This window comes from Chitinophaga sp. sic0106, assembly GCF_019219075.1.
GTDB lineage: Bacteria > Bacteroidota > Bacteroidia > Chitinophagales > Chitinophagaceae > Chitinophaga.
The window spans coordinates 114,782-141,364 of record NZ_JAHUWJ010000009.1 but is presented as its reverse complement, the minus strand read 5'-3'; the positions used below and the strand labels follow the sequence as shown (position 1 = coordinate 141,364).

Sequence of the window (26,583 nt, the reverse complement as noted above, 5' to 3'; positions counted from 1 at the left end):
ATAAAACACGTTAAACATGAAAATCTGGTACATTAAAAGCAGTCCGTTGCTGAAGCAGTACATGCTTGGCACTGTGGCGCTGTGCAGCATGATCACTGCGGCACCGCCATCCCTTTTGGCTGCTGCCAACAAACCCGTTATAGTGGCGCCTGTGCGGCAACCTGTTACCGGTAAGGTAGTAGATGCCAAAGATGGCAGCCCGTTACCCGGCGTAAACATTATGATCAAGGGCACCTCCAAAGGCACCATCACGCAGCCTGACGGTACATTTACACTGGATGCACAGCCAGGGGATGTACTGGTATTGTCGCTGGTAGGTTACACCCGTCAGGAGATTCCCGCAAAAAATATAGCCGGTACCGTTATACGGCTCGAATCAGCTGCCACGGGGCTGAATGAGCTGATAGTAGTGGGTTACGGCGCACAGAAAAAGAAAGTAGTAACCGGCGCCACCGTGCACTTAGGTAATTCCGACCTGGTACAAAACCACAGCATCAGCGTGGAATCTAGCCTCCAGGGCCAGGCCCCGGGTGTACAGGTAACGTCTAACTCCGGTCAGCCCGGCGATGCCTTAAAAATTGTGATCCGTGGTATCGGCACCAACGGCGACAGCCGTCCGCTGTTTATCGTGGATGGTTTCCCGGCGGATGACATCAACTACCTGAACCCATCCGACATTGCTTCGCTGGATATCCTGAAAGATGCGGCCTCCACGGCGATATACGGTACCCGCGCGGCCAACGGAGTGGTGTTAATTACCACCAAAAGAGGAAAGGAAGGTAAGATGGCGGTAACGCTGGATGCCTCCTATGGCTGGCAGAACCCGAGCAGGAAGATGTCGCTCCTGAATGCCACCCAGTTCGCCTCTATTATGAACGAGGCTTCCATCAACAGTGGCAAGGTGCCTGTCTTTTCGCCGGATGCACTTTCCAAACTGGGCGCCGGCACCGACTGGCAAAAAGAAGCCACCCTTGAAAATGCCCCTATCCAGAACTACAGCCTGGGCTTTGGCGGCGGAAACGACAAGAGCGTGTACTCCGCATCCCTTTCCTATATGGGGCAACAAGGGATCATGGGTATTGCCGGCAGGTCGTACTTCGAACGTACTTCCTTCCGTATCAATTCTGAACATAAGGTTTGGGAAGACAGGGTGAAAGCAGGGGAAAATCTAACGTATTCGCATATACGTCAAAGTGGTATCGGTACGGGCAATATCTACAATAACTCTATCCGCGGCTTCCTCAATGCCAGCCCGGTTTTCCCGGTGTACGACAGCACCGGCGCCTATGCCCGCTCTCCGATGGCTGCCGACGAGGTGAACCCGATGGGTATCCTCGACTATACGCAAAATAATAAGGCCATCACCGATCGCCTGTTGGGTAATATTTATGTAGACGCTACCATTATCAAGGGGCTGGTGTTCCGTAGCGACTTCGGTATCGACCTGTCATATGTATACAACCAGAGCTTTGTACCTGTATACGAACTAGCTACCAACAACAGTAATAAAAACTCCACCGCCTCACAAGGCATGTACCGCAACCTGAAATGGAACTGGGATAACACCCTCAGCTACCAGCGGCAGTTTGGTAAAAATAACCTGAATGTAATGGTAGGAACCACGGCCTTGTTGTTTGATGGTTATAATGTGGGCGGCAGTGCAGGTGACCTCATCATCCCTGATATGGCGCATGCGTTGCTGAGCAATGGTACCAATGACTCCCTCCGTAAAGTATTTGGTATGCAGGAAGGCAACAGGATGCAATCCTACTTTGGCAGGGTGCTGTACAACTTCGATGAAAAGTACATGCTTACTGCTACCCTGCGCCGCGATGGTTCCTCCCGCTTTGGTGCTGATAACCGTTATGGTGTGTTCCCCGGATTTTCCATGGGCTGGGTGGCTTCCAATGAAAGCTTCCTGAAATCTGAGTGGCTCAATTTCCTGAAGCTGCGCGGCGGCTGGGGACAGAACGGTAACGACCGTATCCGCAATTTCGCATACCTCGCTACCATCTCCAGCGTATACCGTAACTACTACTTCAACAACAACAAAGCCATTGGGTCCTCACCGGATATTATTGCCAACCCGGGCTTACGCTGGGAACGTTCCGAGCAAACTGATATCGGCTTTGATGCGACCGTGTTTCACGACTTCAACATCACTTTCGACTGGTACAGAAAAGTGGCGAAAGACTGGCTGGTAACCGCTCCTATTCCTCAGCTGGCCGGTACCGGCGCACCTACCATCAACGGGGGCAGCGTACGCAACACCGGCGTGGAGCTGGCCATCAACTACGGCCACAGCTTTGGTGACCTGCGGATTAACATTGGCGGTAACATCACTTACAATAAAAATGAAGTGATGAATATTCCTAACCAGGAAGGCGTACTGCATCCATCTTACAACGGTGTATTATCTTCTAACATGGATGAGTACTACCGCGCGGAAAATGGCTTCCCTATGGGATATTTCTATGGTCTGCAAACTGCCGGCATCTTCCAGAATCAAAAAGAAGTGGATGATTACGTAGGCAAAAACGGTAAAATCCAACCGGGCGCACAGCCAGGTGATGTACGCTTTGTGGACAGAAACGGGGATGGTGTAATTGATGCAAAAGATAAAACGAAAGTAGGTAGTCCGCTGCCAACGCATACTTATGGTATCAACCTCAACGCTTCCTACAAAGGCTTTGACTTAAGCATCCTGCTAAACGGCGTGGGTGGCAACCAGATTGTGGATGGTACCAGGGCATATGACCGTTTCTACAATAACTACACTACCGACATCTTTAACCGCTGGCATGGGGAAGGTACTTCCAACACTACGCCACGCGTAACGCTGGGTGATGAGGCCAATGGCAACTACACCAAGTTTTCGGACCTGTATGTACATAACGGTGCGTTCATGCGTGTGAAAAGCATCAACCTGGGATATGACCTGAAAAGCAGTCTGCTCAAGCATTCCGGATTAGGTCAGGTGCGCCTGTATGTATCCGGATTAAACCTGTTCACCTTCACACAATATAGAGGGCTTGATCCTGAAGTAGGCTTTGGTATTGACTCCTGGTCGTCAGGTACCGACCTTGGCTACTACCCTCAGGCAAGAACGCTGCTGGTAGGATTAAATGTTAAATTCTAAAAGCGACCACTGATGAAAAAACTACTCCTCATATTTATGGCCGCCGGTATGCTGGCATCCTGCGGCAAGGACTTCCTGGAAACCGCTCCCAAGGACCGGAAGACGATCGAAGCATTTTACAAAACACCGAAGGATGCCTATGAAGCGCTGGTATCCGCCTACAGCATGCTGAACGTAGACGGCTATGGGAATATTTACCTGAGCGCTACCATTGCATCCGATGAAGCATTTGGCGGCGGCGGCAATGCCGATAACGGCTGGCTGCAGTGGGATAAAAGTATTCCACGTAATGACCTGAACGCAGAGGCCTGGAATAAATATTATACCGCTATTTACCGCTGCAATATTTTCCTGCAGAACATTGGCAGTGCCGATTTTAAAAATGATACGGTTACCCGTGACCGTTATATCGGCGAAGCCAAATTCCTGCGTGCTTACTATTATTTTGATCTGGCGCGTATGTTCGGCAATGTACCACTGATTACCAAGCCGCTGCAGCCGGGCGACTATTATATTCCCCAGGCTAATCCGGACAGCGTGTATATGCAGATTGCTACGGACCTGAAGGAGTCGATTGCCTTGCTGCCTGCAACGCAATACAGTGCCATTCCTTCCGGAGAATATGGCCGCGCTACCAAATGGGCGGCAGAAGCGCTGCTGGGCCGCGTATTCCTGTATTATACCGGTTATTACGGTAAGCAGGGTATTGGCTCCGTTACCTCTAAAGCAGATGCCCTGGCAGCGGTGGAAGATGTGATTAACAACAGCGGGCATGCACTCGTGAGCAAGTTTAATAACCTGTTCAGGGCCAGTGCAACTGCCAATGAATATGCCGGTCAAAATAATGCCGAAGGCGTGTTTACGATTCAGTTTACCTACCTCGGTATGGGTGATCAGAACCAGCAAAATGGTAACCGTGTACAAACGATGATTGGCATCCGCAGCCAGGTGCTGGGGCCCTACTACAAAGGATGGGGCGCAGCTACCGTGAACCCTAAGCTATATGATGCCTATGCACCCGGCGATACCCGCAGAAGTGCCAGTATCATCAGCATAGATGCCGAGGGGTATTCCAGCCAGTATGTGGTGGGTGATCAGGCGCAGAATACTAACTTTTTTATAAAGAAGTATACGCCTGTCAATGACAAAAAACCGGAGGACCTGGGAGGTAATTTCCAGTGGGATAACTACGATAACTATGTAGCCATCCGCTTTGCTGATGTATTGCTGATGGGCGCAGAACTGCAGTTGGGCACCAATAATGCAAAGGCGCAGCAATACCTGGATCAGGTACGGGATCGTGCATTCCAGGATCAGCTGCACCGTGTGACGCTTACCAGCAAAGATCAGATTATGACGGAGCGCAGGTTTGAGCTGGCGCTGGAAGGGCAGCGTTACTGGGATCTGCTGAGGCAGGGTATTACCGTAGCGAAAGCCGCGATCGACAATCCTTCTGCCGATGCCGCCTTTAACATCAGCTTCCGTAGTGAAACCAAGGGGCTGTTTGCGATTCCGGAAACGCAGATCAACCTGAGCAATGGCACCATTGTACAGAATACCGGCTGGTAATTGTTCACTGTTAAAATTAACAACCATGAAACGTTTTCAACTATATATAATACTGCTGGCTGCTGCGTGTATGCATGCCTGTGAGCCGTATGAAAAAAGCATCAGCCCCAGCAGCCCTGACGGCATTCAGTTGGACTTCACCGTTACCCAGAACCCTGCGTACGACAATCAGGTAACACTGAAGAGCAATACTAAGGGCGCTATTCCTTACTGGGACTATGTATTTGGTGGTACCAATCAGAAAGATGCTGTGGTGATCATGCCTTTTGGCGGGGAGTTTTACATCAAGTATTTCGCCTATGGCGCGGAAACACCGAAATATGATTCAGTGAAAGTGAAAGTCACCCGGAATGATCCTCAATACTTTGCCAGTCCGAGCTGGGATTTACTCACCAACGGGGCTGCCGGCAAAACATGGGTATGGGCTTTTGATGTGCCGGACAAAAGCTATCATGGCGTGGGCCCGGGCGACTCCCCTACACCTACCTGGTGGGTGCCTTCCCTGGCGGAGATGAGTGATGTGGCCAATGATGAGATGGTGTTTAACCTGGACAAGGGCTTAAACTTCCAGCTGAAACATGATGGCAAGGTGACCAATGCCGGGTTTACTTTTGATCCGGAGAAGATGACGATCAAAATCAATGGTTCCGATATTCCTAAGGGGGAGAAAACTACTTACAACATTTTAACGCTGACGGCCAATGAGCTGTATATGGTACAGCAGGGTGATGGCTGGAGGAAGTACTGGCATTTTAAGCGTAAAGGATTTATATTTTAAAATTCCATTGTTGGAGGCTGTTTCACCAGCATTTTTTCCGGAGCTATGGCGCACCTGCGGCGTCCTGTAACTCCGGAAGCAGGCAGGCTGCCGGCCTGTCCGTTTCCGGGGAAAAAAGTGCTGCTGAGGCAGCCTCCCTTTTAAATTACTACAGTATACAATATGCTGTTTTGGTTGTTACCTGTTGCCGGTGTTCTCCAACACCGGCTATTTTTTTGGAGAGATATTTATTATCTTTCTGTACAAACCAGCGTTCATACATGGCTATACACGTGCTCACTGCGCCGGGACTAGGCAGTTCCGGGCCTCAACATTGGCAAACCCTGTGGGAGCAAATAATTCCGGGCTCCAAACGAATTGAACAAACATCCTGGGATGCGCCCGTGTGTGCGGCATGGGTGGCGCATATAGAGCGGGAGGTGGCTGCTGCGGGGCCTCGGGTGGTGATTGTGGCGCATAGTCTGGCCTGCATTGCTGTTGCTCACTGGGCTGCACAAACGAAGCGCCCTATTGCAGGCGCGTTGCTGGTGGCGCCGCCGGATGCGGAGCGGCCGGGTTTTCCGCCGGAGGCGCAGGGCTTTACCCCTATCCCCAATAAATTACTACCTTTTAAATCCATCGTGGTGGCCAGCACCAATGATGAATACTGTTCTTTAGACCGGGCTACTTATTTTGCCACCACCTGGGGCAGCCGTTTTGTTAACCTGGGTGCCAAGGGGCATATCAATGCGCTGTCGAACCTGGGTGAGTGGCCGGAGGGGCTGCAGTATCTGCGTGAGCTACTCCCGGCTGGTGTGAAGTTATAGCGTTATTTTATCTGTTTTTTCAGCTCCTGTGCTTTGAGGTACACCGCTGCATCTTCAGGGATTTTATCTATCCAGGAAGTGGCAACGGGCACGTTGTGCTGTTGTGCGAAATGTACGGCCAGGTAAAAAGCGGCATCGTATTTAAAGATCGATACGCCGGCAAACGTTGTCTCCAGGTCGGCCACTCCCTGTGCCGGTGTAGGGGTGTTAATACCTGCGAGGCCGCGGTAATAAAGAGCCTGGGCATTGGAGCTGTCCACCTGCAGGTAGGTGTTGAGTACTGCCACTGCTTTCGTGTATTCTTTACTGTTATACAGGCTGGCGGCGTGGATCAGCAGTGTATCAGTATTATTTCCCCTTTCAGCAGATACTTCCATGGTGTTGGCGTATTGGTGGAAGAAATCTTTATCGGTTGATGGTCGCAGTACCAGTACGGCTACGAGAATAGCTGCCGCGGCGGCGGCGCCAATTAGGTATTTTCGGATGGAAACTACTTTGGCTGTGGCCTTGAAGTGGGTAGCACGTTGTTGTGCCAGGGAAGCTTTTAAGGCGTGCAGCTGTGGGTCCGGCGGGAGGCGCTGTGCCAGGGTAGCCTTTACCTCGCGGTATTGCCTTACTGCGGCGGCGAGCGCAGGATTTTGCTGCATGTCCGCCTCAAAGCGGGCAGCTTCGGCGGCATCCATATCGCCATCTACATAACGGATGATATCTTCATTATTATAACCAGTCATACACTAAATTTTTTGAGCCTGTACATAGGAAAGCAGTTGCGCCATGCATTCCGATTTTTTCTTACGCAGGTAGCCGTAGGTAACGCCAAGGGTGGCGGCAATTTTTTCCTGGGCCTCCCCGGTAAGGGTGCTGCGGAGTATTTCCCGGCATTTTTCGCTTAACCGTTCGAATTGTGCCAATATAACGGCGGTACGGGTTTCATCCTGTAACGTTTGTTCCGCGGCGGCAAACACATCTTCCCCTACATCATATACATCATCCAGCTTTTTTGTTACCGGCTGGCGGCCTCTTTTTTTTATATCATTCAGCCATTTTCTTTTGCAGAGAAGCAGCAAAAAAGGTTCGAAGGGGCAGGTCAGCTGTAACTGTTTATGTTTTGCCTGGTTGTATATATCTATTAACGACTCCTGAAAAATATCGGCGGCATCATCTTCGGTGCCCTGGTGCTGCAAAATATAGTGTTTAATCCTACCCGAAAACCGCTGATAGATCTCCTGCACTATTAAAGTATCGTTTTTCAGCAGGCCTTCCAGGTAACGCTGATCGGGGTGAATTGCCATCTGGGATTGAATTATACGGTTGATATAGGCTAAAATACATCTTTCCTGAAAATATTTTTTGAAATAGGGGGTAACAAATTTCCGGGGCGGTTGATCTCTATACAAACAAACCTAAAAACTCAACTTCTAAAATAATTGTTATGAAAAGAATCTCTGTAAAATCGATCGTCATTTTCTTTGCTACCACGCTTACTATTGGTGCCTGCAAAAAGAATAACAATAATGATGCACCTGTGAAGGGTCTGGATGCAGTTATGTTGGCGGATTTGTTAAACGGCCATGCCCCAAAGTTCGAAACATTTACGGTGGATGGAGCAGCTGGTGGTGTAATTACCACTACGAAGGGTACAAAATTTCATGTGTCCGGGAATGCATTTATTACAGCTGCGGGACAACCTGTTACCGGACCGGTATCCATCAGTATCAAGGAGATCCGGGATGTGAGTGCGATGATACTGGCGGACAAGGCGACGGTTACCAGCGATGGCAGGCTGCTGGAATCGTACGGGGAGTTCTTTGTGAAGGCAGCGCAGGGAGCACAGGTCCTTGGCCTGCGACCGAACAATGATAGTGGTATCCGGGTACAGGTACCTGCCAGAGCGGCCGCCAATGGCGCCAATAAGGAAGTACCTATGTGGAGCGGCGATACCACTATTACTTTAACACAGTACGGCTACAATCATATCAATCAGCCGGTAACTGTTACGTCCCAGGTGCAGGCGGTGAAAGGCGTGGCCTGGAACCAGATCCCATTCAGCTTTGCCTTTTTTAATTCCACCAACAGTAGTATGGACTTCAAACTGGACAGTTTGCTCCGCTGGGTGAATTGTGATGCCCTGGCTTCCTCACCTAATCCTAAAACGACGGTGATGGCCTATTTCACTAATCACTTCAACACCGAAACGGCTGTCAGCTTTGGCGGAGAACAACCCACCATGCTGTTCTTCAAACCTAAGAACCTGAATACGTTGGTAAAGTTCTATAATGTTATCCTATCTGCCCCCACAGGCAAAGATGGCTTCCACAGCTATCAAAGCTCCATTCCTATTGGCCAGGAAGGTACCTTCCTCGCTATCAGTGCCCTGAACGGACAGTTGTACGCCGAACAGAAAACAGTGGTGATTGGCACTCCTTCCGGCAGCGATAACTATACCACGGTTAGTTTCGATCTGCAACCGGTAGACGCCACTTCCCTGCTGGCATTGATTAACGGTATGAATTCCAAATAACTGGCCTGTTATCCGTTTACAATACCCCCAAATGCTGAATCGCAACAAGCTGGCCATGTGCCAGCTTATTGCGATTTGTAGAATAATGATATATATTTATATGGTATGAAATATCTGCTCCCTATCATCGTACTGTTACTGCTCAAGCCTGATTTTATGTGGGCGCAATCGCAGCCCCTGCCACAGCTGCCAGCCTTTCCGCAAGATACCGTGCCTGCTGAAATTGTAGTAACAGGTGGGGACGATAGCATACAGGTATCGGCAAAGCTGCGCCCATTGCGACAGATAGCAGGCGCCCCTGCTGCTTTTTATACCTACTTCTGGGAACTGGGTGACGGCACCTTTAGTTTCTCGAAAATTCCCGAACTGCATTACAAAGATACCGGCACCTATCAGCTACGGCTATACGCTACCAACAACTATGATGATGGCAAGGCCCCTCCTACCAAACCCAGGGCCATCAAAGTGAAGAAGCCGGTGAAGGCTGGCATATGGGCCTCCAACTTTTTCCGCAGCAATGGCAATATAGAAATGAAAATAAACAGGAATCCCAAGCCGGGAGAGGATTTTGTGGCCCTGATAGGTTACCGGAATATCACGGGCGATGTGGGCCCTGGCTCGCTGGTGCTGTTTTACAACGAACGCCAATTTGACCGCGCCTGCTTTGGCATCACGGAAAAACGCAATTATGCCGGCATGGACTCCAGCTCCATGGACGTACTGCTGGCGCAACTGGAAGGTGATAACAATGAAATGCTTTTTGCACGCGGCCCCGCAGCTGGTACAGGCAACACGCCAAACTCCGCTGCCAAAGCCTTGTTACAGAATATGCAGCAGGTATACAACGGACATACCGTGATGAAATTCAATACTGTGCAGCAGGCACAAGAACAGTTTTTGTTTGTGACCATGCACACCCTGCCGGAAATGATTGCGGACACCAATGCTGTAGTAAGCATGACGGCTATATTAGTGCCGGACAATCCTTCCCTGCAACCGGAGGCATATACCCTGGAAATGCCTGTAGTAGCCTCGCACGACCCAAACAGGATGCAGCTGAAAAAACGCCGGATCAACTACCGCCTCATGGGAAAAAAGAAGGAACTGACCTATAAAGTCCAGTTTCAGAACACAGGCAAAGGCCCCGCTAAAAAAGTGGCCATTGGTATTGCAGTACCCAGGCAGCTGAACACAGAAACAGTTGCCATCAACGATATGAGTCCGGTATGCATCGCCTGCGACTCCGCCTACAACACCCAAAGCTGCATCGACACCGTACGTACAAAGGATAGCCTGTATTTCGTATTCAGGAATATTTACCTGCCCGGCATGCAGCAGGATGGGGTGAGCGACCCCGACTCCACCAAAGGCTTTATCAGCTATACAATCCGTTTTAAAAAGAAGCCGAAGAAGATTCCCTTCTCCAGCAGCGCTGCTATTATATTCGACAAGAACGAACCTATTTATACCAACCGGGCTACGGCTAAGTTTATCAAAGGTATTTCACCGGCTATCGTTGCCGGCTACACGTTTTCGCCGGATAAGGGCGACTATACGCTGAAAGGCCCATTGCAACTGGGTGCGGTGCTGGCGCCATTTGCACCATCGCGGCCGTACTTTCAGGTGGAAGCCTATGCAGGGCTACTGGAAGAGGAAGCGCAGGCAGGCGGGTTCACACGGGATAAACGGGATACCACCGTGGATGGGCAGGCATATATGATCAGTGGGCGCAGCAATGTGACTACTGTTACGAAAAGCTCTTTCCAGATGGTACCACTTCATTTCCGCTATAACATCACCCGGTGGTTGGGCGTAGGCGCCGGTGCGTTAGCGCAGGTTAACATCTCCACAAAAACCACTACGGAAGAAAAAGCCTACCTCTCCGATTTTCAGCAGCCTGCTGTTATCCTGAAAACAGTTACCAGCACTGTTGCAGAAAACACCGCGTGGTTTGCTTCTTTAAACGCAGCAGCCTTTGCGGATATACAGGCAGGCAGTGTGAAAGCCGGTCCTGCGCTGGGGCTAAGGTATATCCGCCAGGTAACGGGGAATACCCCCAACAGATTTTTCGTATACGCTATCTATCGATTGTAAAAAAACATAACTTCAGCTAATGGCTGAAGGCTTCAAACATACCAGGCGGATAAAAATCCTGTTGCTGCTGCTGGCGGCCATCCCCCTGTTTTCGTTTCAGCAACCGGCGGCCGACTCCCTCCAATACTTCCGCACAAAAGATGACCTTAGCAGCTGGATTTATGCGCAACTACAGCTGGATGCACCCGACCAGGCGCAAAAGGCACAGCAGTTGGAGACGGCCATCAACACCAGCTGGCGACAGCCGCGTAAACGCGAAAAGCAAGCCTGGCTGGACCTGCTCACCAATACCGCCTATTACCATCTCCAATCCGGTGATATACTGTCTTCCACTACCTGGTACCAACGCGCTTTTGAATGGGTGCGCGGCAATCCCTTTGACAGTGATCCCGCCTATTTCCTGGAGTATATTTTAAAGCCCCTGGGCAATAACTATACAAGGCTGGGCGATTATGAACAAAGCAGCTACATCCACCGGATGTCGTTAGCAGTAAGTGAGCAGCTGGACGATAAAGGCGCCATGGCAGCTACCTACAGCAATCTTGCCAATACGGCGGCCAACAGAGGAGCCTATGATTTTGCACTGGAATGTTGCCATAAGGGGATAACGTTGGTGGATAAACGCAGTGCCCTGCATGGACTGCTACTATCCGAGCAGGCGGACGTATATCATCAGCAAAAAAATGAGGTAGCAGCACAGCGTGCTATTACCCAGGCCATCAGCATACTGGAGGCGCAGCTGCAGGGCGACAGAGCCGCAGCACACTGGCTATACATGGCCTACCAGCAGGCAGGAGATATTTATGCTACTTCTCCGGCAACTGCTTTAAAATATTATCACCAGGCTTTGCATTTCCCTTATGCACGACTCCCCTACCGGCGCCGCGAACAGGCGAAATTATTTGTACGTTTAGCCAGGGTTTATATGGCTCAAAAGCAGCCGGGAAAAGCTATTACCAGCATCGATAGCTGTGCGGCACTATTACTACCGGGAAAGGATATACGAAAAATAACCACCTCTGATGTATATGCAGAAAATACGCTGATGGATTTATTTTATACACTGGCAACCGTGTACAGCCACCAACAGCAGTATGAAGCGGCCATCCGTTATTACAAACTTACATTCGCCACCGAAAGAAGTTTGCGTCAGGAATATATATCCGCTTCCTCCCGGGAGCAGTCCGTTGCGGATAGCCGTGTGCGTTATACCGATGCCATTGCAACCGCCTATGCTGGCTGGAAAGCCAGTGGCCGGCAGCAATACCAACATGATTTGCTGCTGTTTATGGAAGATAGTAAAGCGCAATTACTATGGGAGCAATTGCACCAACTGAGCGGGCAAACAAAAGATACCTTACATGAAAAAATCCGCCTGCTGGAACAGGCACAATCCTATTACCAGAAGGAGGCATTACAGCAGGGAGGGATGGACAGCACCATGCGGCAACGCCAGCAAAAGCTGGCCTGGGAGTTATCCCGGATGCAAAAGCAGGCCTTCTCTCCCCCGCCTGATACGGGTTTTCATCTGGGGCCTGTTGTGGAGAAGTTAGCGCCGCAGCACTATATCCGCACGTATTTCAGTGCTGGCAACTACGTATATTCGATGGAGTTAGGTCGTGAGGGCATCCGTTATCTGGACCGTCAGGAAATTACGGCCGATAGCTTGCGATACTTCCGGCGGCATTATTTTGACGAAGGCCCTCAGGCGATGGTGGGCCGGCCGGCTCAGTATTACCGGCACGCCTATACGATTTACCGGCAGCTGTTTAACGCGCATCCTTTAGTAACCGGCGCGTCGTACTGTTTGCTGCCGGATGGTAGTTTATCCGGCCTGCCGGTGGAAGCACTCGTTACGGAGCCGGCCTATAAACCTGCTGTTAGCAAATGGCCTTTTTTAGTGAAGAAGGCTACGTTTTCCTATGCCTGGTCGCTTCGTACGTGGTATATGCAGCAAAGCGCCGAGCCGCAGTCGCCACAGTTCACAGGATTTTTTATATCCGATCAGCGCCAGATGGGTAACCTCCTGGGTGTAGCCAGAGAAAAGCAATTATTGCAGGAGGTGGTAAATGGCGACTTGTACGAGAATGAGGCGGCCAGCACTGTAGCGCTTAAAGGAGCCTTGCAGCGCAGTGGCATCCTCCATATCAGCTCCCATGCGTTTATTCAACAGGATAGTATTACCGCACCGCATATAGCACTGTTTGATGCCCCGTTTTACTTATTTGAGCTCCGCCATACACCCCATCACCCGGCACTGGTGGTGTTGAGTGCTTGTCGCACTGCAGACGGGCGGTATATTGCCGGCGAAGGAGCAGAAAGCATGGCCAGAGCATTTGTTGCCACCGGCACGCCGGCCGTAGTAGCGGCGGGGTGGAATGTAACCGATGCCTCCGCGCCGGCGTTGATGCATAACTTTTACCAGGCGATGGAAACCGGTGACAATGCCGCCGTAGCCCTACAACAATCAAAAATCCGATGGCTGGAGGATAGTAAAGTCAGTGAGCAACATAAGCTGCCCTACTACTGGGCGGCATTGAGTTACCAGGGCAATGAGCACCCGGTGGTGCAAGCGGCAGGAAGCCGCTGGTACTGGTGGCTGCTGCTGCCAGCAATAGGGGTAATCTGTTGGTTTATCCGGAAGAAGCGCACTCATAATTAACATAAACATAAACATCCCGATTCACAACAAGATAACCATGGCCTTACCTTTGGCCTGCTTATCCAACTTTTCAGTGACTATGGCAAACAATACCAGGTGGGAACGATTCCAGGAGGGCGATACTGCGGCTTTTGAGCAACTGTTCCAGGAACACTGGGATGGGTTGATGTATTATACCTGCAACATCATTTCGGATGCTGATATGGCAAAAGATGTATTACAGAATTTCTTCCTGGAACTTTGGGAGAAGCGCGCATCTTTACCGGTCCCAAATGAAACCCGGGCTTTCCTGCTGTTTTTGCTGCGCTTACGCATTTTGAATGCCTTACGGAAAGAGGATATACGCAGTAAACACGAACATGTGTTTGCGCGACTACTATCTGATACCACCGCCAATACCACCGATCAGTTATATTACAAACATCTCTACGAAGAGCTGCACCAGTATGTAAATCAGCTGCCTCCACGCATACAGGAAGTATTCCGGCTGAGCCGCTTTGAACATTTATCCGTAGCGGAAATTGCTGCCCGGCTGGGAGCTTCCGAGCAAACGGTGCGCAACCAGCTGAATACGGCCAATAAGCGGTTGAAGGTGATGCTGAAGGGGTCGATAGCGACGGTGTTGCTTTGAGCCGCCTTAGGCAGCTGAAGGCATAAGCAGCAAAGGCCTTCATTTCGATATATCAGGAGCCGCCTTCGACGGCTGGCGCGATCGTCTGCTCGCAGAGCAGACAAAACGCCCTCCTTTGCCACTGTGCGAGAAAAATCCCCCATTATTACCAAATTGTTAAGCCCACCCTCCCGATAGTTACCCGCCTTTCCACAAGTGACATATACCTGAACTAACCACTCATTCACTTGGAAAGAGAAGAGATTTACCAGTTAATGTCGCGGTACCGTGCCGGCAAATGTACCCCGGAGGAGGTGCTCCTGCTGATGGCATGGCTGGACCGTATGCAGACGCACCAATCGGCCGGACTGCCGGCAGACATGCAGGCCTCTGTAAAGCAGCGGATACTCCAAAATATTCACCAGCCACGGGTGCGCACCATGCGGTGGATACGCTGGACTGCCGCAGCGGCGTTGCTTCCGCTGATAGCCCTTGCCTGGTGGTGGAAAACCGGGGACGTAAAAAGTACTGCCACCGCATGGACCAGCATCTCCACAGGAAAACAGGAAGTAAAAAAAATCAAACTCCCCGATGGCTCACTGGTATGGCTAAACGCTTCCACCACGGTGGAATACCCGACAGCATTTACCAGCAACCGACTGGTGCGGATCAAAGGCCATGGCTACTTTGATGTGGTACAAAACAGCCAGTCGCCCTTCCGCGTGGAAGCAGCAGGTTTGCAAGTGAAAGTACTGGGAACAGCCTTTGCCGTAACGCATGTAAAAGGACAGCCCGCCCGTATCGCCGTTGCTACGGGAAAAGTACAAGTAACAGAAAACGAACAGGTACTTGGGATATTGCAAGCTTCCCAGCAGCTCATCGTAACACCGCAAATGGCCATGCTGAGCTATATCGACAGCACCAGTATTCAGAGCTGGACCAGCGGCGAACTGGTGATGCACGACGTACCCCTGCACCAGGTACTGTGGGAGCTGGAAAACTACCATGGCGTGACCTTTGAGACAAAAGCAAATATCGATGGCTGCCGCCTCAGCGTCAACTTTAACCATAGCATGACCCTGCAAAATAAACTCGATATCATCAGCAGGATTATCATCTCACCAAAAATAAAATTTACTACCACAGACCATCAAAAGTATGTGGTGCAGTAAGCGACTGACAATTCATATTTAATACATACACTATGCAACCATCATTGCGACATCACCTGAAACATCCGCGAAGGATGAAGCCCCTGCTTGTACTATTGCTGGCCTCCGTACCCTTCACAGAAAGCTTTTCCGCATTCAGCCAGGCATTAGAGCATGTAGTGCCAGGCATGGATGTAAAAAAAGGTTCCCTAACCCAGGCCATCGTATCCCTGGAGAAAAAAGCCGGCGTGCGCATATCGTACGATAACCGCGCCCTGGCTAACCTGCAGGTAGCACCGCATACCTGGAAAAATGAAACAGTGGCCGCCATCCTTGCTGACCTGCTCAACAGCACCGGTCTGCAATATGAAGAACGCCAGAACACCATTGTCATCTTTCCTGCCAACGCCCGCCCCGGCATTACCACTACCCTGCAGCAGGAAAAGAAAATCAGCGGGAAAGTAACCGATGCCGCCGGACCATTACCAGGCGCTGTAGTACAGCTCAAAGGCAGCAACAAAGGCGCCATTACCGACGCTAACGGTAACTTCTCTTTTAATGCTCCGGTAAGCAATGATGCTGTGCTCACCATCAGCATGGTAGGTTATAAGCAACAGGAAGTTGTTTTTACGGGCGCCCCGCTGCAAATCACCATGAACACCACCAGCCGTGAACTAGGGCAAGTTTTGGTGGTGGGGTATGGCAGCCAGTCCCGCAATAAGATTTCCGGTGCCATCACCGATGTAAAACTGGATAAGCTCAGCTCCCGCTCCGTTAACAGCGTGGAAGAAGCCATGCAGGGAAAAGCTCCCGGCGTAATGGTGCAGAACCAGGGCGGTGATCCGATGTCCCCTCCTAAAGTGTATATCCGCGGTACAGGTGGTATCAACGGTGAAAAACCATTGTACATCGTGGATGGAACCATCTATGATGGCCTCGTGAACCCTTCGGACATCGAATCTATTTCTGTTTTGAAAGATGCTGCAGCCGCTATTTACGGCGCACGCGCCTCCGGAGGTGTGATACTTATCACTACTAAAAAAGGGAAATCCGGAAAGATGTCCGTGAACGCGGAAGCGAAACTCGGCGTTCAAAACGCTTACAAAACGCTGGATGTACTCAATGCTGCTGAGTTCAATGATGTCATGAACCAGGCATACGACAATGCCGGCAAAACCCGTAACCCGGCCTATGATGCTACCCAAAACCCCGACGGCGCCATCACCCGCACCAACTGGATGGATGAAATCACCCGCTCCGCCAAACTGCAGGAATACAACCTGGATATGAGCGGCGGTAATGAAAAGTCGAAATACTTCATGGGCTTCGGTTACCGCAAACAGGATGGTATACTCATCAATACCTTCAGTGAGCGCTATAACTTCCGTTTCAACTCGGAACATCAGCTCAACGACTGGCTGAAGGTAGGAGAAAATATCAGTTACGCCTATACGAACGGTAACGGAGCCAACACTACCAGCGCCTATACCGGCGCTATCCTCACGGCTTTACAATACACGCCAAGCGTTACTCCCTACCAGGCGGATGGCGCGTTTAGTGGTCTGCCCGCCAAATGGGCCGGTGGTTATGGAGATGTAATTAACCCGGTGGCTTACCTGCAGCGACTCGATCAGAAGCACCCGAAAAGCTACCTGCTCATCAACCCGTATGTGGAGATCAAACTGCCTGCTAACCTTACTTTCCGCTCTAATCTCTCCATCAACAAAGTGTTTGATAACGAGAAAAACTTTACTTCCCGCATCCTCGAAATAGGTAAGAAATTTGATTTCAACAACCTGTATTTATCCAATAGTAATTCGAGCGACCTGCTGGCAGAACAAACGCTGACCTATAACAAACAGCTCCGTGAGCACCACCTTAATGTACTTGGTGGTTTCAGTTACCAGCGTATACAGCGCGATTATTTCAGTTTGCTGGTCAACAACTACGGTGACGAGCGTCCGGAGTTCCGCTATCCGCAAAACGGTGATGCCGTGGACCCCAATGGTTTCAACGGCGGCCGTGATCTATCTGCTGCACAGTCGTTCTTTGGCCGTGTGAACTATGATTACAAAGCCAAATATCTCTTGTCTGTTTTAGGCAGACGTGATGGCAGCTCCTTAGTAGCCCCTACGCACCGCTATCAGAACTATTATTCTGTATCTGCCGGCTACGTGCTCACTAGTGAGCAGTTCATAAAAGATTTACAGATCGATCAGGTGCTGAGCTACCTGAAAATCAGAGGCAGCTATGGTTTGCTGGGTAACTTGTCGTCCCTGCCGGTGGGCGCGGTGAGTCCGCTGCTAGGCAGATCCACCGTGTACTTCGGTGGGAAGCCTGGTATTGGCCGTGCTTATTACGAGCAAACCATTGCCAACCCTGACCTCACCTGGGCTGAATCCGAGCAAACTAATATCGGTATAGACCTTGGCCTGCTGGACAACCGAATTTACCTGATCGGTGACTACTTCATCAAAAAAACCAATAAGATGCTCCGCCAGAAACAGGCGCTGAGCACGGATGGCGTACAAAATGGCGCCTGGATGAACGTGGGCAATGTAAGAGATAATGGTATTGAACTGGGGATCACATTCAACAGCAAGGAAGGCAGCGACTTCCAATATAGCGTGAGCGCCAACTTCGCTACCGTGAACAATAAACTGTTATCGTTGGGTATGGGCGACCAGGTGCTGAGTACTTCCGATATTAATATCCGCAGCTCCATCACACCTATCCGTGTACAGGTGGGTCACCCGCTGTACAGCTATTACCTGGTAAAAAGCGCCGGCCTGTTCCAAACACAGCAGGAGATTGACAACTACACGTGGACAGATCCTAAAACCGGTGTTGCCAGCAAGATTCAGCCGAATGCAAAACCTGGCGACATGAAATTTGTTGATGCCAACAACGATGGCAGGATCAATAACTCCGACCGTCAGTTTATGGGCACACCCTATCCTAAGTTTACCTACGGATTCACATTCAACGGTAGTTACAAAGGATTTGACTTCAACATTTTCCTGCAGGGTGTACAGGGTAACAAACTGTTTAATGCACTGAAATACACCGGTCTGGCTCCATTGGTAACCGGTCAGGGTTACAACCTGCTGGCCGATGTAAAAAACGCCTGGACACCCACCAACACCAACACCGATATTCCAAGAGTATCCATTTCTGATCCGAACGGCAACTTCGGTACTACTTCCGACTGGTACCTGGAAAACGGCTCCTACCTGCGTATTAAAAACGTAACACTCGGATACACTTTGCCGGCGGGCATTGCAAACAGGATGCATATCAGCAAACTGCGTGTATTCGTAACCGGTAACAACCTGTTCACCTTCACTAAATATTCCGGCATGGACCCAGAAGTAGGTACAGATACCTACGGTATTGACCTGGGCCGCTACCCACAGGCGCGTGGCTTCATTGCAGGACTGAATGTGAATTTCTAAAACTTAAGCCAACACATCATGAAAAAGATATTTTATTCTTTCTCCCTACTCGCAGGAATCGCCCTTGGTGCCTGCAACAGCAAGCTGGATGTGGCGCCGGAAGGCTCACCATCGCTCAATAATTTCTGGAAAACCGCCAAAGATGCTACCAGCGGGGTAAACGCCATGTACGCACCTTTCGATGATGAGAATTTTTACGGTCGCGGTGCCTTTTGGTTTATCGACGCCTGTGATGATATGGTGGTAGGTCGTGGTAAGCCGGAAGCCGAAAATATCAAGAACTTCAATTCTTCGTTTATTGGTGGCAGTTATACGGAGGGCCAGTGGTCGCTCCGCTACCTGGTGATCAAGCGTGCCAACGATATCCTCAGTAAAGTGCCGGCTATCAGCATGGACGAAAAGCTGAAGCAGCGTTACCTGGGTGAGGCTTACTTTCTCAGTGGGCTGATGTATTATCAGTTGTCGTACCTCTACGGCGATGCCCGTGCCGGCGTGCCTGTCATCAGCAAGTACAACCCAACACCTGGTGTGGTGGTGCCTCGTGCGAAGAATGTTTCAGAAAACTACGATACCGTTATTTCCGACTTGAAAAAAGCGGCGTCCCTGTTACCCGACTTCTCTTCCTACTCCGCTGCTGATTACGGACATGCACACCGGACTGCAGCGCTGGCCTATCTCGCAAAAACATATCTCTACAAAAAAGATTACGTGAATGCAGCTGCCTATGCTGACTCCGTAATTTTAAGCGGCAAGCATTCCCTGCTGAAAAACTTTGCCGATGTATTTACCATCGCTAACAACTGGACGTCAGAATATATCTGGAGTGCTTACAGTACGCCTGCCGGCACCAGTGGCTGGGGAAGTATATTACCAGGGGTGATGCTGGAAAACACCGGCTGGGGCAAGTATAACGGCTGGGGCTATTACATGCCTACCCGTGAGCTGGTGGAAGAGTATGAGCCGGGCGATCTTCGTTTGCCTGCGACTATCCTCCAGCCTGGTGATCAGTTCCGTTACTTCGGTGAAACTGTTTCATATAGCAGCACCAACAGTACCAGCGGTTATCAGTTCCGCAAGTATATGGAACCATTTGGTTATGAAAACCCGGTGGGTACTTACCTGAGTCCTAACGGTGACCACCCCGTTACAGCGCTGAATCCGCCACTGCTACGCTATGCAGAGGTGCTGCTGATAAAAGCCGAGGCGATGATTATGCAAGGCAAGAGCGGCGATAATGAAATCAATCTCGTGCGTGTGAGGGCCGGACTGAAACCTATCAGCGGCGCTACCATGGTTAATCTAAAACATGAAAGAAGATGTGAGCTGGCCGGTGAGTGGGCGGATCGTCATTTCGATCTTGTTCGTTGGGGAGATGCACAGGCGGCCTATGCAAAGCCTTTGCATGGCGTGGACCCGGTAAAGGTGATATGGCCTGCCCGTAAGTTTGATCCTGCGGTGATGCATGTATGGCCGGTGCCACAGCGTGAAATTGATGCCAGTGGCGGGGTAATTACCCAGAACCAGGGCTGGTAATTTTTTATATTTTAGACGGACGGTTGCCGCACCGCCGGTGTGGCAACCGTCCGTCTATTTTAATATCAACATAATGAAACGACTTTTCTTCCTTCCTGCCTGCATCATAGCCACTAACCTGTATGCACAAACGAAACTGCATACGATGTCCCAGGCACATTCTCACAATGACTACGAACGCGCTATCCCATTTTATACCGCCGCAAGCTTAGGCTTTGGCTATATCGAAGCAGATATTCATTTGCAAAACGGGCGTTTATATGTGGCGCACGACAGTAAACAGATCAGCGAGGCACGCACGCTGGAAGCATTATACCTGGAGCCTATTGCCCGGCAGTTTGAGCTGAACAAAGGCAAACCTTATGCGGATGGTGCGCCTATGCGACTGCTGATAGACCTGAAAACCGCGGGTGCTCCTACCCTTGCCGCTTTACAGCAAGCAATACAGCCTTATAAAAAGTATTTCGACAGCCGCATGAATCCAAATGCGGTGCAGATTATATTATCCGGCAACGTACCGCCGGCGGATAGCTGGCAGCAGTATGATCCGTTGTTTTATTTTGATGGCCGGCCCGACAGTACCTATAGTGCTACTGCCATGGAACGGGTGGCCCTTATCAGCACAGACATGGGGAAATATACTTCCTGGAATGGCAAGGGTACCCTGGTACCTGCGGAGCAGCAAGCCATCGAAAGGCAGGTAGCCGCCGTACATGCCATGGGCAAGCCTTTCCGGTTCTGGGGAGCTGCCAGCAGCAAAAGCACTTATTATATACTGATGGATTTGGGCGTGGATGTAATCGGGTCCGATCACCCGGTGGAGTTGTATGAAGTGATGCACCGCACCCGCGAAAACCTCAGCGGCAACACGCCGGTGCACAGCGTGTATACGCCCACGTATGCTACCGACGCTACGAAAGTGAAATCGAAAAATGTGATCCTGATGATCGGCGATGGCACCGGGCTGGCACAAATGTTTGCCGGCTATACCGCTAATCGCGGCGATCTGAATATATTCCGCATGAAGCAGCTGGGACTGTCCAAAACATCCTCCACCGATAACTTCCATACCGATTCCGCTGCCGGCGGCACTGCGCTGGCTACGGGCAGCAAAACCAATAACCGGGAGATCGGGATGGACAACACCTATGTGGCTATCCCGTCTCTCCCTGAAAAGCTGGCTGCCGCAGGCATCCAGAGCGGTGTGCTGGTAACCGAGGAAATTACCGGGGCTACACCGGCGTCTTTCTATGGTCATACCCGCGACAGAGACAGCACCCGCCTGCTGATGCACCAGCTGATTAACAGCAAAATACAGCTGGCCGTAGGTGGTGGCAAGGAAGTCCTGGAAAGCATGCAGGGCAGCGCGTTACAGCAGGAGCTGGCCAAAGCCGGTGTAACATTGGTGGATCAACTGGATCAGTGGGACCCGCTCACCAGGGGCAGAAGGTTGGTAATCCTGTCGGACAAAGTGGTAAACTCCATGCAGGAAGGCCGCGGTGACTACCTTAAAAAAGCATTGCAAAAAACCTTGCAGCAGCTTGGCAGGAGTAAAAACGGTTTTTTCCTGATGGTGGAGGGCTCCCGGATCGACCATGGCGGCCACTTTAACAACCTGGAATACCTGGTAAGGGAGATGCTGGACTTTGACGAGGCTGTGGGTGAAGCCCTGCGATTCGCCGATCAGCAAAAAGAAACCACGGTGATTGTAACGGCGGACCATGAAAGCGGTGGCTTATCCCTTATGGACGGAGATATCCGTCAGGGCTGGCTGCGGGGCAGCTTTGCCACAAATGATCATACCGGGATTCCTGTGATGGTGTTTGCGTATGGTCCTAATTCAGCGCTGTTTGGCGGGGTGTATGAGAATACGGAGGTGTTTGGGAAGATATTGAAGTGCTTCCGGCTCCAACCTTAAGTTGGTAGCTAAGCGGCCGGCCGCACGCCGGGCGGAACCTACCAATGATGCCGAAGGCATCCCTATTAAAATGGTATTATTGGGGAGGTTCCACGCTTCGCGCGGCCAGACTTGCAAAATTGGTTAATTAAACAGCTGCGACAGCACCGGATCATTATAATCCGCCACAAACGCTATAATGTTATCATATTGCTCAAATTCATCACGTGTATGCATACTCGTGATAGCCACTGCCTTCATACCTGCATTGGCGGCTGCTTCTACCCCTTTGGGTGCGTCCTCAAACACGATGCAGTTGGTGGCGGGTACGCCCAGCGCCTGTGCGGCTTTCAGGAAAACTTCCGGATCGGGCTTGCTGCTGCTCACATCTTCGGCGCCGATGATGGCTTTGAAGTAGTGGCGCAGGTCCAGGTTATCCAGTACATAGTCCACATTAAATTTATCCGCGGCGGTGCCTATAGCCATTGGAATCTGTTGGGCTGCTGCCTTTTCCAGGAATGCCGGCAAACCGGCAATCAGCTGTAAATGCGGGCGGAAGGCGGCCTGGTAGATTTCCTCCTTGCGGCGGGCATAGGTAGCCATTTCCTCCGGTGTAAAGTGCCCTTTACCGAAAATCCGCTCCAGGAGTTCCTCATTCTTTCCATACATATGTCCTCTGACCTGCTCCCGGGTCATATTAGCGCCCAGTTTGTTAAGCATATCAAACCAGCCGTCCAGGTGGTATTCCATGTCATTGATCATGGTTCCGTTCATGTCAAAAATAAAAGCCATGCTGCCGTTGTGTTCTACGATAAAAAAATGTATATTAGACTGATTTTAGTGTTAACTAAATGCATACAAGAGATTGTATGAATCATTTGACCGTGTCTGCTGCAACAGGCGCGGTTTTTTTTACTGGCGCAAGGTACGGGTTTATTCGCTATATTTGGAACGACAGTATTTTAAGGAAGGCGCTCGAAAAAATAATCATTATGGCTGTAGTCCGGAAGAATAACATTCATATCATTGGAAATCCTGAAGCCCCACAAACACTCGTTTTCGGCCATGGATTCGGTATTGATCAAACCTCTTTCAGAGAGGTAGTAACTGCCTTCGCAGATGATTACAAAATAGTACTTTACGATAATGTGGGTGGTGGTCAGTCGGATCTGGCTGCATTCAGCTTTAACCGCTATGCTACCACTGATGGCTATGTGAAAGATGTGGCCGACATTATACGGGAGCTGGGACTTACGAATGTCACTTTTGTAGGCCACAGCGTAAGCGGCATGATTGGTCTCCTTACCAGCCTTCAATATCCCGGTATATTTGAGCGGCTGATCATGATCGGCTCCAGCCCGCGCTACCTCAATGATGAGGTGAAGGACTACATCGGCGGGTTCAATCAGCAGTCCCTTGATGATTTATACGCAGCCATGGAGGCTAACTATCACGCCTGGGCCAGCGGATTTTCAGCCCTGGCCATGAACCAGCCTAACAGGCCGGAACTGGCAGCCGGATTTGCGGAGAGCCTGATTGCCATCCGGGCAGATATTGCCATTGCGGTAGCGCGCAGCATTTTTCAGCTTGATCACCGTGAGGCCTTACAACATGTAAATATCCCGGTACTGATACTTCAAACAGCAGATGACATTGCTGTTCCGGGGGCAGTAAGCGAATATATGGAAGCCCGTATACCTGATAGTAAAAGAATCAAAGTACACACCACCGGGCATTTCCCGCATATGAGCGCACCACAGGAAGTGGTCAGTGCCATCAAAACATTTTTATAATTATTTATCACCCTTTCAACCTATAGGTGTGACAAGTTGGGACAGTAAAGCGCTGAGTTTTATTAATCAAACGAGCCGCTGGGATAAGGAGAAGCATATCGCCTCATTTCTCACCTTCAGTATAAACCTGCTGAAATCATTGCTGCATGCGGATATTACGCTGCAAATTGAATTTCAGGACGAGTTTACTGCCAGGGTGAAAAATGCTTCCCCCGAATACCTGGAGGATATGGTGCTGGAACCGGAGCCCATTAAAAAGATGCTCTATTCCCACGCCTTCAAAACTATTTACTGGCCAACCATCCCGCCGCCCAATCATAATGTACTGAAGGACCTCCTACAGGCATTTTCCTCCTCAGTGATTATTCCATTGCATACCGAACCTGCCAACAGCATGATTTTGCTGGGATGGAGCGAACCGGTGGAAATGTCACCATCTTTCCAGGAATGTATAGAAACGATGCGCTTGCGGTTGAAAGAGATTATTACTCATAGTCAGCAACACAGCCACTTTCAGCGCGTAGCTGCCCGCTTTTCTGCGATCATGCATGCTATGCCGCATGCGATTATATTCATCAACAACGATGGCTATTCGGGCTGGGTCAATCAACCGGCCGCTGAGCTGCTGGAGCTTTCCGGCGCCGGCGAGCAACTGCCTGCCATACTCTCAGATGCCATGATGCAATTGCGCAACAGGGCAGTCAACGCAGCAGAGATTTACCAGGAAGCCATGCAGCTGTTTTCCTCCCCTGCCAATGTTATCACCAACTGGGAATGGAAGTTCGCTTACCCGGAAGAGAAAAGATACAATGTAATCTGTATGCCTGTTTCCTCTCAACAGGTAAGCGGAAGATTATGGATTTTTGAAGTCATTTAACACCCGCTCCTGCTACTGTTTACTCCATTCAAAAAAGAACTTGCTGCCAACACCAGGATTGGATTCTACCCATACCTTTCCCCCCTGCTCCTCTACCAGCATTTTAAATATATTAAGACCAATGCCTGTTCCGTTAGCACTGTCGCCTTTTTCAAACAACCGGAAAATACGGTCGGTATCGCGCTGGGATACGCCCGGACCATTATCCTGCACATAAAACTCTATATAACCTTCCTTTTGCGATTCCCTGGCGCCTATACGTATCTCCACGTTCTCTTTATCGTTATGCTTAATCGCATTTGTCACCAGGTTCTGAAATACCTGTTGCAATTTGAGGCGTGTAGTCGTGATAGTGGGGAACTCCGTATCATATTCCACAGATACAGTATTCGGTAAAAACAACAGCTTCACCATGTGGCGCAGCAGCTGCCCTACTTCCACCGGCTCTTTAGGCTGCTCCTCCTCAATTTTACGGGTATAATCGAGCACACTGGTAATCATTTCTGTGAGGTGATTGGTGGCAGTAAGCACGATCTGCATATATTCATGCAGGTCCGGTTCATTTTTGATGCGGTCATCTTCCGCGATCAAATTGAGCAGGCCGATAGCCCCGTTGAGCGGCGATTTCAGGTCATGTGCCACCACGAACATGAAGCGCTCCAACTGCTTGTTGATCTTATCTTTTTCTGCGAAAGCATTTTTTAGTTCTTCCTGGTAGAAGTAGAGTTTTTCAAAAACGCTTACTTTTGCGCGGGTGATATCTACATCCAATGGCTTGGCCAGGTAGTCCACGGCGCCTTCCTCAAATCCTTTTAATACATATTGTTCTTCCTTGTTGATCGCGGTAACAAAAATGATGGAAATATCTTTAGTTTTGGGGTTGCTTTTCAACAGCCGCGCCACTTCGTAACCATCCATCTCTCCCATCTGCACATCCAGCATGATGAGCCCGATGTCGGGGCTTTTCAGTGTGAGCTTGAGTGCTTCATTGCCTGACTGTGCCTTCAGAAATACCCTGTTGGGAGCCTGCAACATGTCTTCGAGCGACAACAGGTTTTCCGGTTTATCATCCACGAGCAGGATCGTCATTTTTTTGGAAGGTGCTGACATTTACTTGTTGATTTACTTGTTGGTATATTTAGTTCTTATAAAGGTTGCTATTTCATCTGTCCGCATAACGTCTATCTTATTGGAAAGTTCTATGGCTGCGAGCGGCATGATATCAAAATCTGCTTCTTCCGGGTCCTGTGCAATGCCTGTACCACCATTTTTTACGATACGTAATAGTCCGGCGGCCCCGTCGCTGTTGGCGCCACTGAGGAGGATGCCAAGGGCGCCTCTGCCATAGGTGGCCGCTATACTAAAGAAAGTTTCATCTATCGCGGGCCGGCTGTAATGGACCAGTTCGGAGTAGTCCAGCGAAAAAGTATTATCCGGCTCTACCAGCAGGTGATAATTTTGTGGTGCCAGGTAAATGCAGCCTGGCTTTACAGGCTCCTTGTCCTCCGGCTCTATGATGGGCCTGTTGGTGGACATCAGCTTGTTTAATTCACTATACACGTTCTTAAGCCGGTGCAATACCAGGATGACCGGCGTTTTCATATCCGGCGGCAGCTCCCTGACCAGCTTGCCCATCACGGGCAGGCTGCCGGCGGAACCACCTATGGCAATAATATCAAATCCGGTTGCAGGCTTCAA

At 50.3% G+C, this 26,583-nt stretch carries 19 protein-coding genes; 14 read left to right on the top strand and 5 right to left on the bottom strand.

Annotation, left to right across the window (positions count from 1 at the left end; genetic code table 11):
* Nucleotides 1-16: 16 nt before the first annotated feature.
* The 4 genes from KW844_RS15340 (at nucleotide 17) to KW844_RS15325 (ending at nucleotide 6,292) form a co-directional block, all read left to right on the top strand.
* Nucleotides 17-3,139, top strand: coding sequence for a TonB-dependent receptor (locus KW844_RS15340; protein ID WP_218377668.1), 3,123 nt, complete (start codon nucleotides 17-19; stop codon nucleotides 3,137-3,139).
* A gap of 12 nt (nucleotides 3,140-3,151) precedes the next feature.
* Nucleotides 3,152-4,708, top strand: a complete 1,557-nt coding sequence (locus KW844_RS15335) for a RagB/SusD family nutrient uptake outer membrane protein (RefSeq protein WP_218377667.1) — start codon at nucleotides 3,152-3,154, stop codon at nucleotides 4,706-4,708.
* A gap of 25 nt (nucleotides 4,709-4,733) precedes the next feature.
* Nucleotides 4,734-5,486 carry a hypothetical protein gene (locus tag KW844_RS15330; RefSeq protein WP_218377666.1) on the top strand — a complete coding sequence of 251 codons (753 nt, stop codon included), beginning with the start codon at nucleotides 4,734-4,736 and terminating at the stop codon, nucleotides 5,484-5,486.
* Between the two features lie 260 nt (nucleotides 5,487-5,746).
* Nucleotides 5,747-6,292 carry an alpha/beta hydrolase gene (locus KW844_RS15325; protein ID WP_218377665.1) on the top strand — a complete coding sequence of 182 codons (546 nt, stop codon included), beginning with the start codon at nucleotides 5,747-5,749 and terminating at the stop codon, nucleotides 6,290-6,292.
* Nucleotides 6,293-6,294: 2 nt separating this feature from the next.
* Here KW844_RS15325 and KW844_RS15320 read toward each other — a convergent pair whose 3' ends face one another.
* On the bottom strand, nucleotides 6,295-7,023 hold the full coding sequence (locus KW844_RS15320; protein ID WP_218377664.1) for an anti-sigma factor: 729 nt from the start codon (nucleotides 7,021-7,023) through the stop codon (nucleotides 6,295-6,297).
* Between the two features lie 3 nt (nucleotides 7,024-7,026).
* Nucleotides 7,027-7,584, bottom strand: coding sequence for an RNA polymerase sigma factor (locus KW844_RS15315; RefSeq protein WP_218377663.1), 558 nt, complete (start codon nucleotides 7,582-7,584; stop codon nucleotides 7,027-7,029).
* Between the two features lie 140 nt (nucleotides 7,585-7,724).
* Between KW844_RS15315 and KW844_RS15310 the strand changes: the two genes are divergently transcribed.
* The 8 genes from KW844_RS15310 (at nucleotide 7,725) to KW844_RS15275 (ending at nucleotide 22,236) form a co-directional block, all read left to right on the top strand.
* Nucleotides 7,725-8,813 (top strand): hypothetical protein, encoded by a 1,089-nt coding sequence (locus KW844_RS15310; RefSeq protein ID WP_218377662.1) that lies wholly within the window; start codon nucleotides 7,725-7,727, stop codon nucleotides 8,811-8,813.
* 105 nt (nucleotides 8,814-8,918) lie between these two features.
* On the top strand, nucleotides 8,919-10,907 hold the full coding sequence (locus tag KW844_RS15305; protein ID WP_218377661.1) for a PKD domain-containing protein: 1,989 nt from the start codon (nucleotides 8,919-8,921) through the stop codon (nucleotides 10,905-10,907).
* Between the two features lie 19 nt (nucleotides 10,908-10,926).
* Nucleotides 10,927-13,569, top strand: coding sequence for a CHAT domain-containing protein (locus tag KW844_RS15300; RefSeq protein ID WP_218377660.1), 2,643 nt, complete (start codon nucleotides 10,927-10,929; stop codon nucleotides 13,567-13,569).
* A 79-nt stretch (nucleotides 13,570-13,648) separates the two neighbouring features.
* Nucleotides 13,649-14,200, top strand: a complete 552-nt coding sequence (locus KW844_RS15295; RefSeq protein WP_218377659.1) for an RNA polymerase sigma-70 factor — start codon at nucleotides 13,649-13,651, stop codon at nucleotides 14,198-14,200.
* Between the two features lie 227 nt (nucleotides 14,201-14,427).
* On the top strand, nucleotides 14,428-15,351 hold the full coding sequence (locus KW844_RS15290) for a FecR family protein (RefSeq protein ID WP_218377658.1): 924 nt from the start codon (nucleotides 14,428-14,430) through the stop codon (nucleotides 15,349-15,351).
* A 32-nt stretch (nucleotides 15,352-15,383) separates the two neighbouring features.
* Entirely contained in the window at nucleotides 15,384-18,785 is a 3,402-nt protein-coding gene (locus KW844_RS15285) for a TonB-dependent receptor (protein ID WP_218377657.1), read from the top strand.
* 18 nt (nucleotides 18,786-18,803) lie between these two features.
* Entirely contained in the window at nucleotides 18,804-20,318 is a 1,515-nt protein-coding gene (locus KW844_RS15280) for a RagB/SusD family nutrient uptake outer membrane protein (protein WP_218377656.1), read from the top strand.
* A 73-nt stretch (nucleotides 20,319-20,391) separates the two neighbouring features.
* A complete protein-coding gene (locus tag KW844_RS15275; protein ID WP_218377655.1) occupies nucleotides 20,392-22,236 on the top strand; it encodes an alkaline phosphatase in 1,845 nt (614 codons plus the stop codon).
* 123 nt (nucleotides 22,237-22,359) lie between these two features.
* Here the strand turns inward: KW844_RS15275 and KW844_RS15270 are convergent, their stop codons facing one another.
* Entirely contained in the window at nucleotides 22,360-23,007 is a 648-nt protein-coding gene (locus KW844_RS15270; RefSeq protein ID WP_255578478.1) for an HAD family phosphatase, read from the bottom strand.
* 200 nt (nucleotides 23,008-23,207) lie between these two features.
* Between KW844_RS15270 and KW844_RS15265 the strand changes: the two genes are divergently transcribed.
* Complete coding sequence (locus KW844_RS15265; RefSeq protein ID WP_218377654.1) at nucleotides 23,208-24,008, top strand: alpha/beta fold hydrolase; 801 nt, start codon at nucleotides 23,208-23,210, stop codon at nucleotides 24,006-24,008.
* Between the two features lie 28 nt (nucleotides 24,009-24,036).
* Complete coding sequence (locus KW844_RS15260; protein WP_218377653.1) at nucleotides 24,037-24,885, top strand: hypothetical protein; 849 nt, start codon at nucleotides 24,037-24,039, stop codon at nucleotides 24,883-24,885.
* A 12-nt stretch (nucleotides 24,886-24,897) separates the two neighbouring features.
* Here the strand turns inward: KW844_RS15260 and KW844_RS15255 are convergent, their stop codons facing one another.
* Nucleotides 24,898-25,995 (bottom strand): hybrid sensor histidine kinase/response regulator, encoded by a 1,098-nt coding sequence (locus KW844_RS15255; protein ID WP_218377652.1) that lies wholly within the window; start codon nucleotides 25,993-25,995, stop codon nucleotides 24,898-24,900.
* Between the two features lie 12 nt (nucleotides 25,996-26,007).
* Nucleotides 26,008-26,583, bottom strand: coding sequence for a chemotaxis protein CheB (locus tag KW844_RS15250; protein ID WP_255578475.1), 576 nt, complete (start codon nucleotides 26,581-26,583; stop codon nucleotides 26,008-26,010).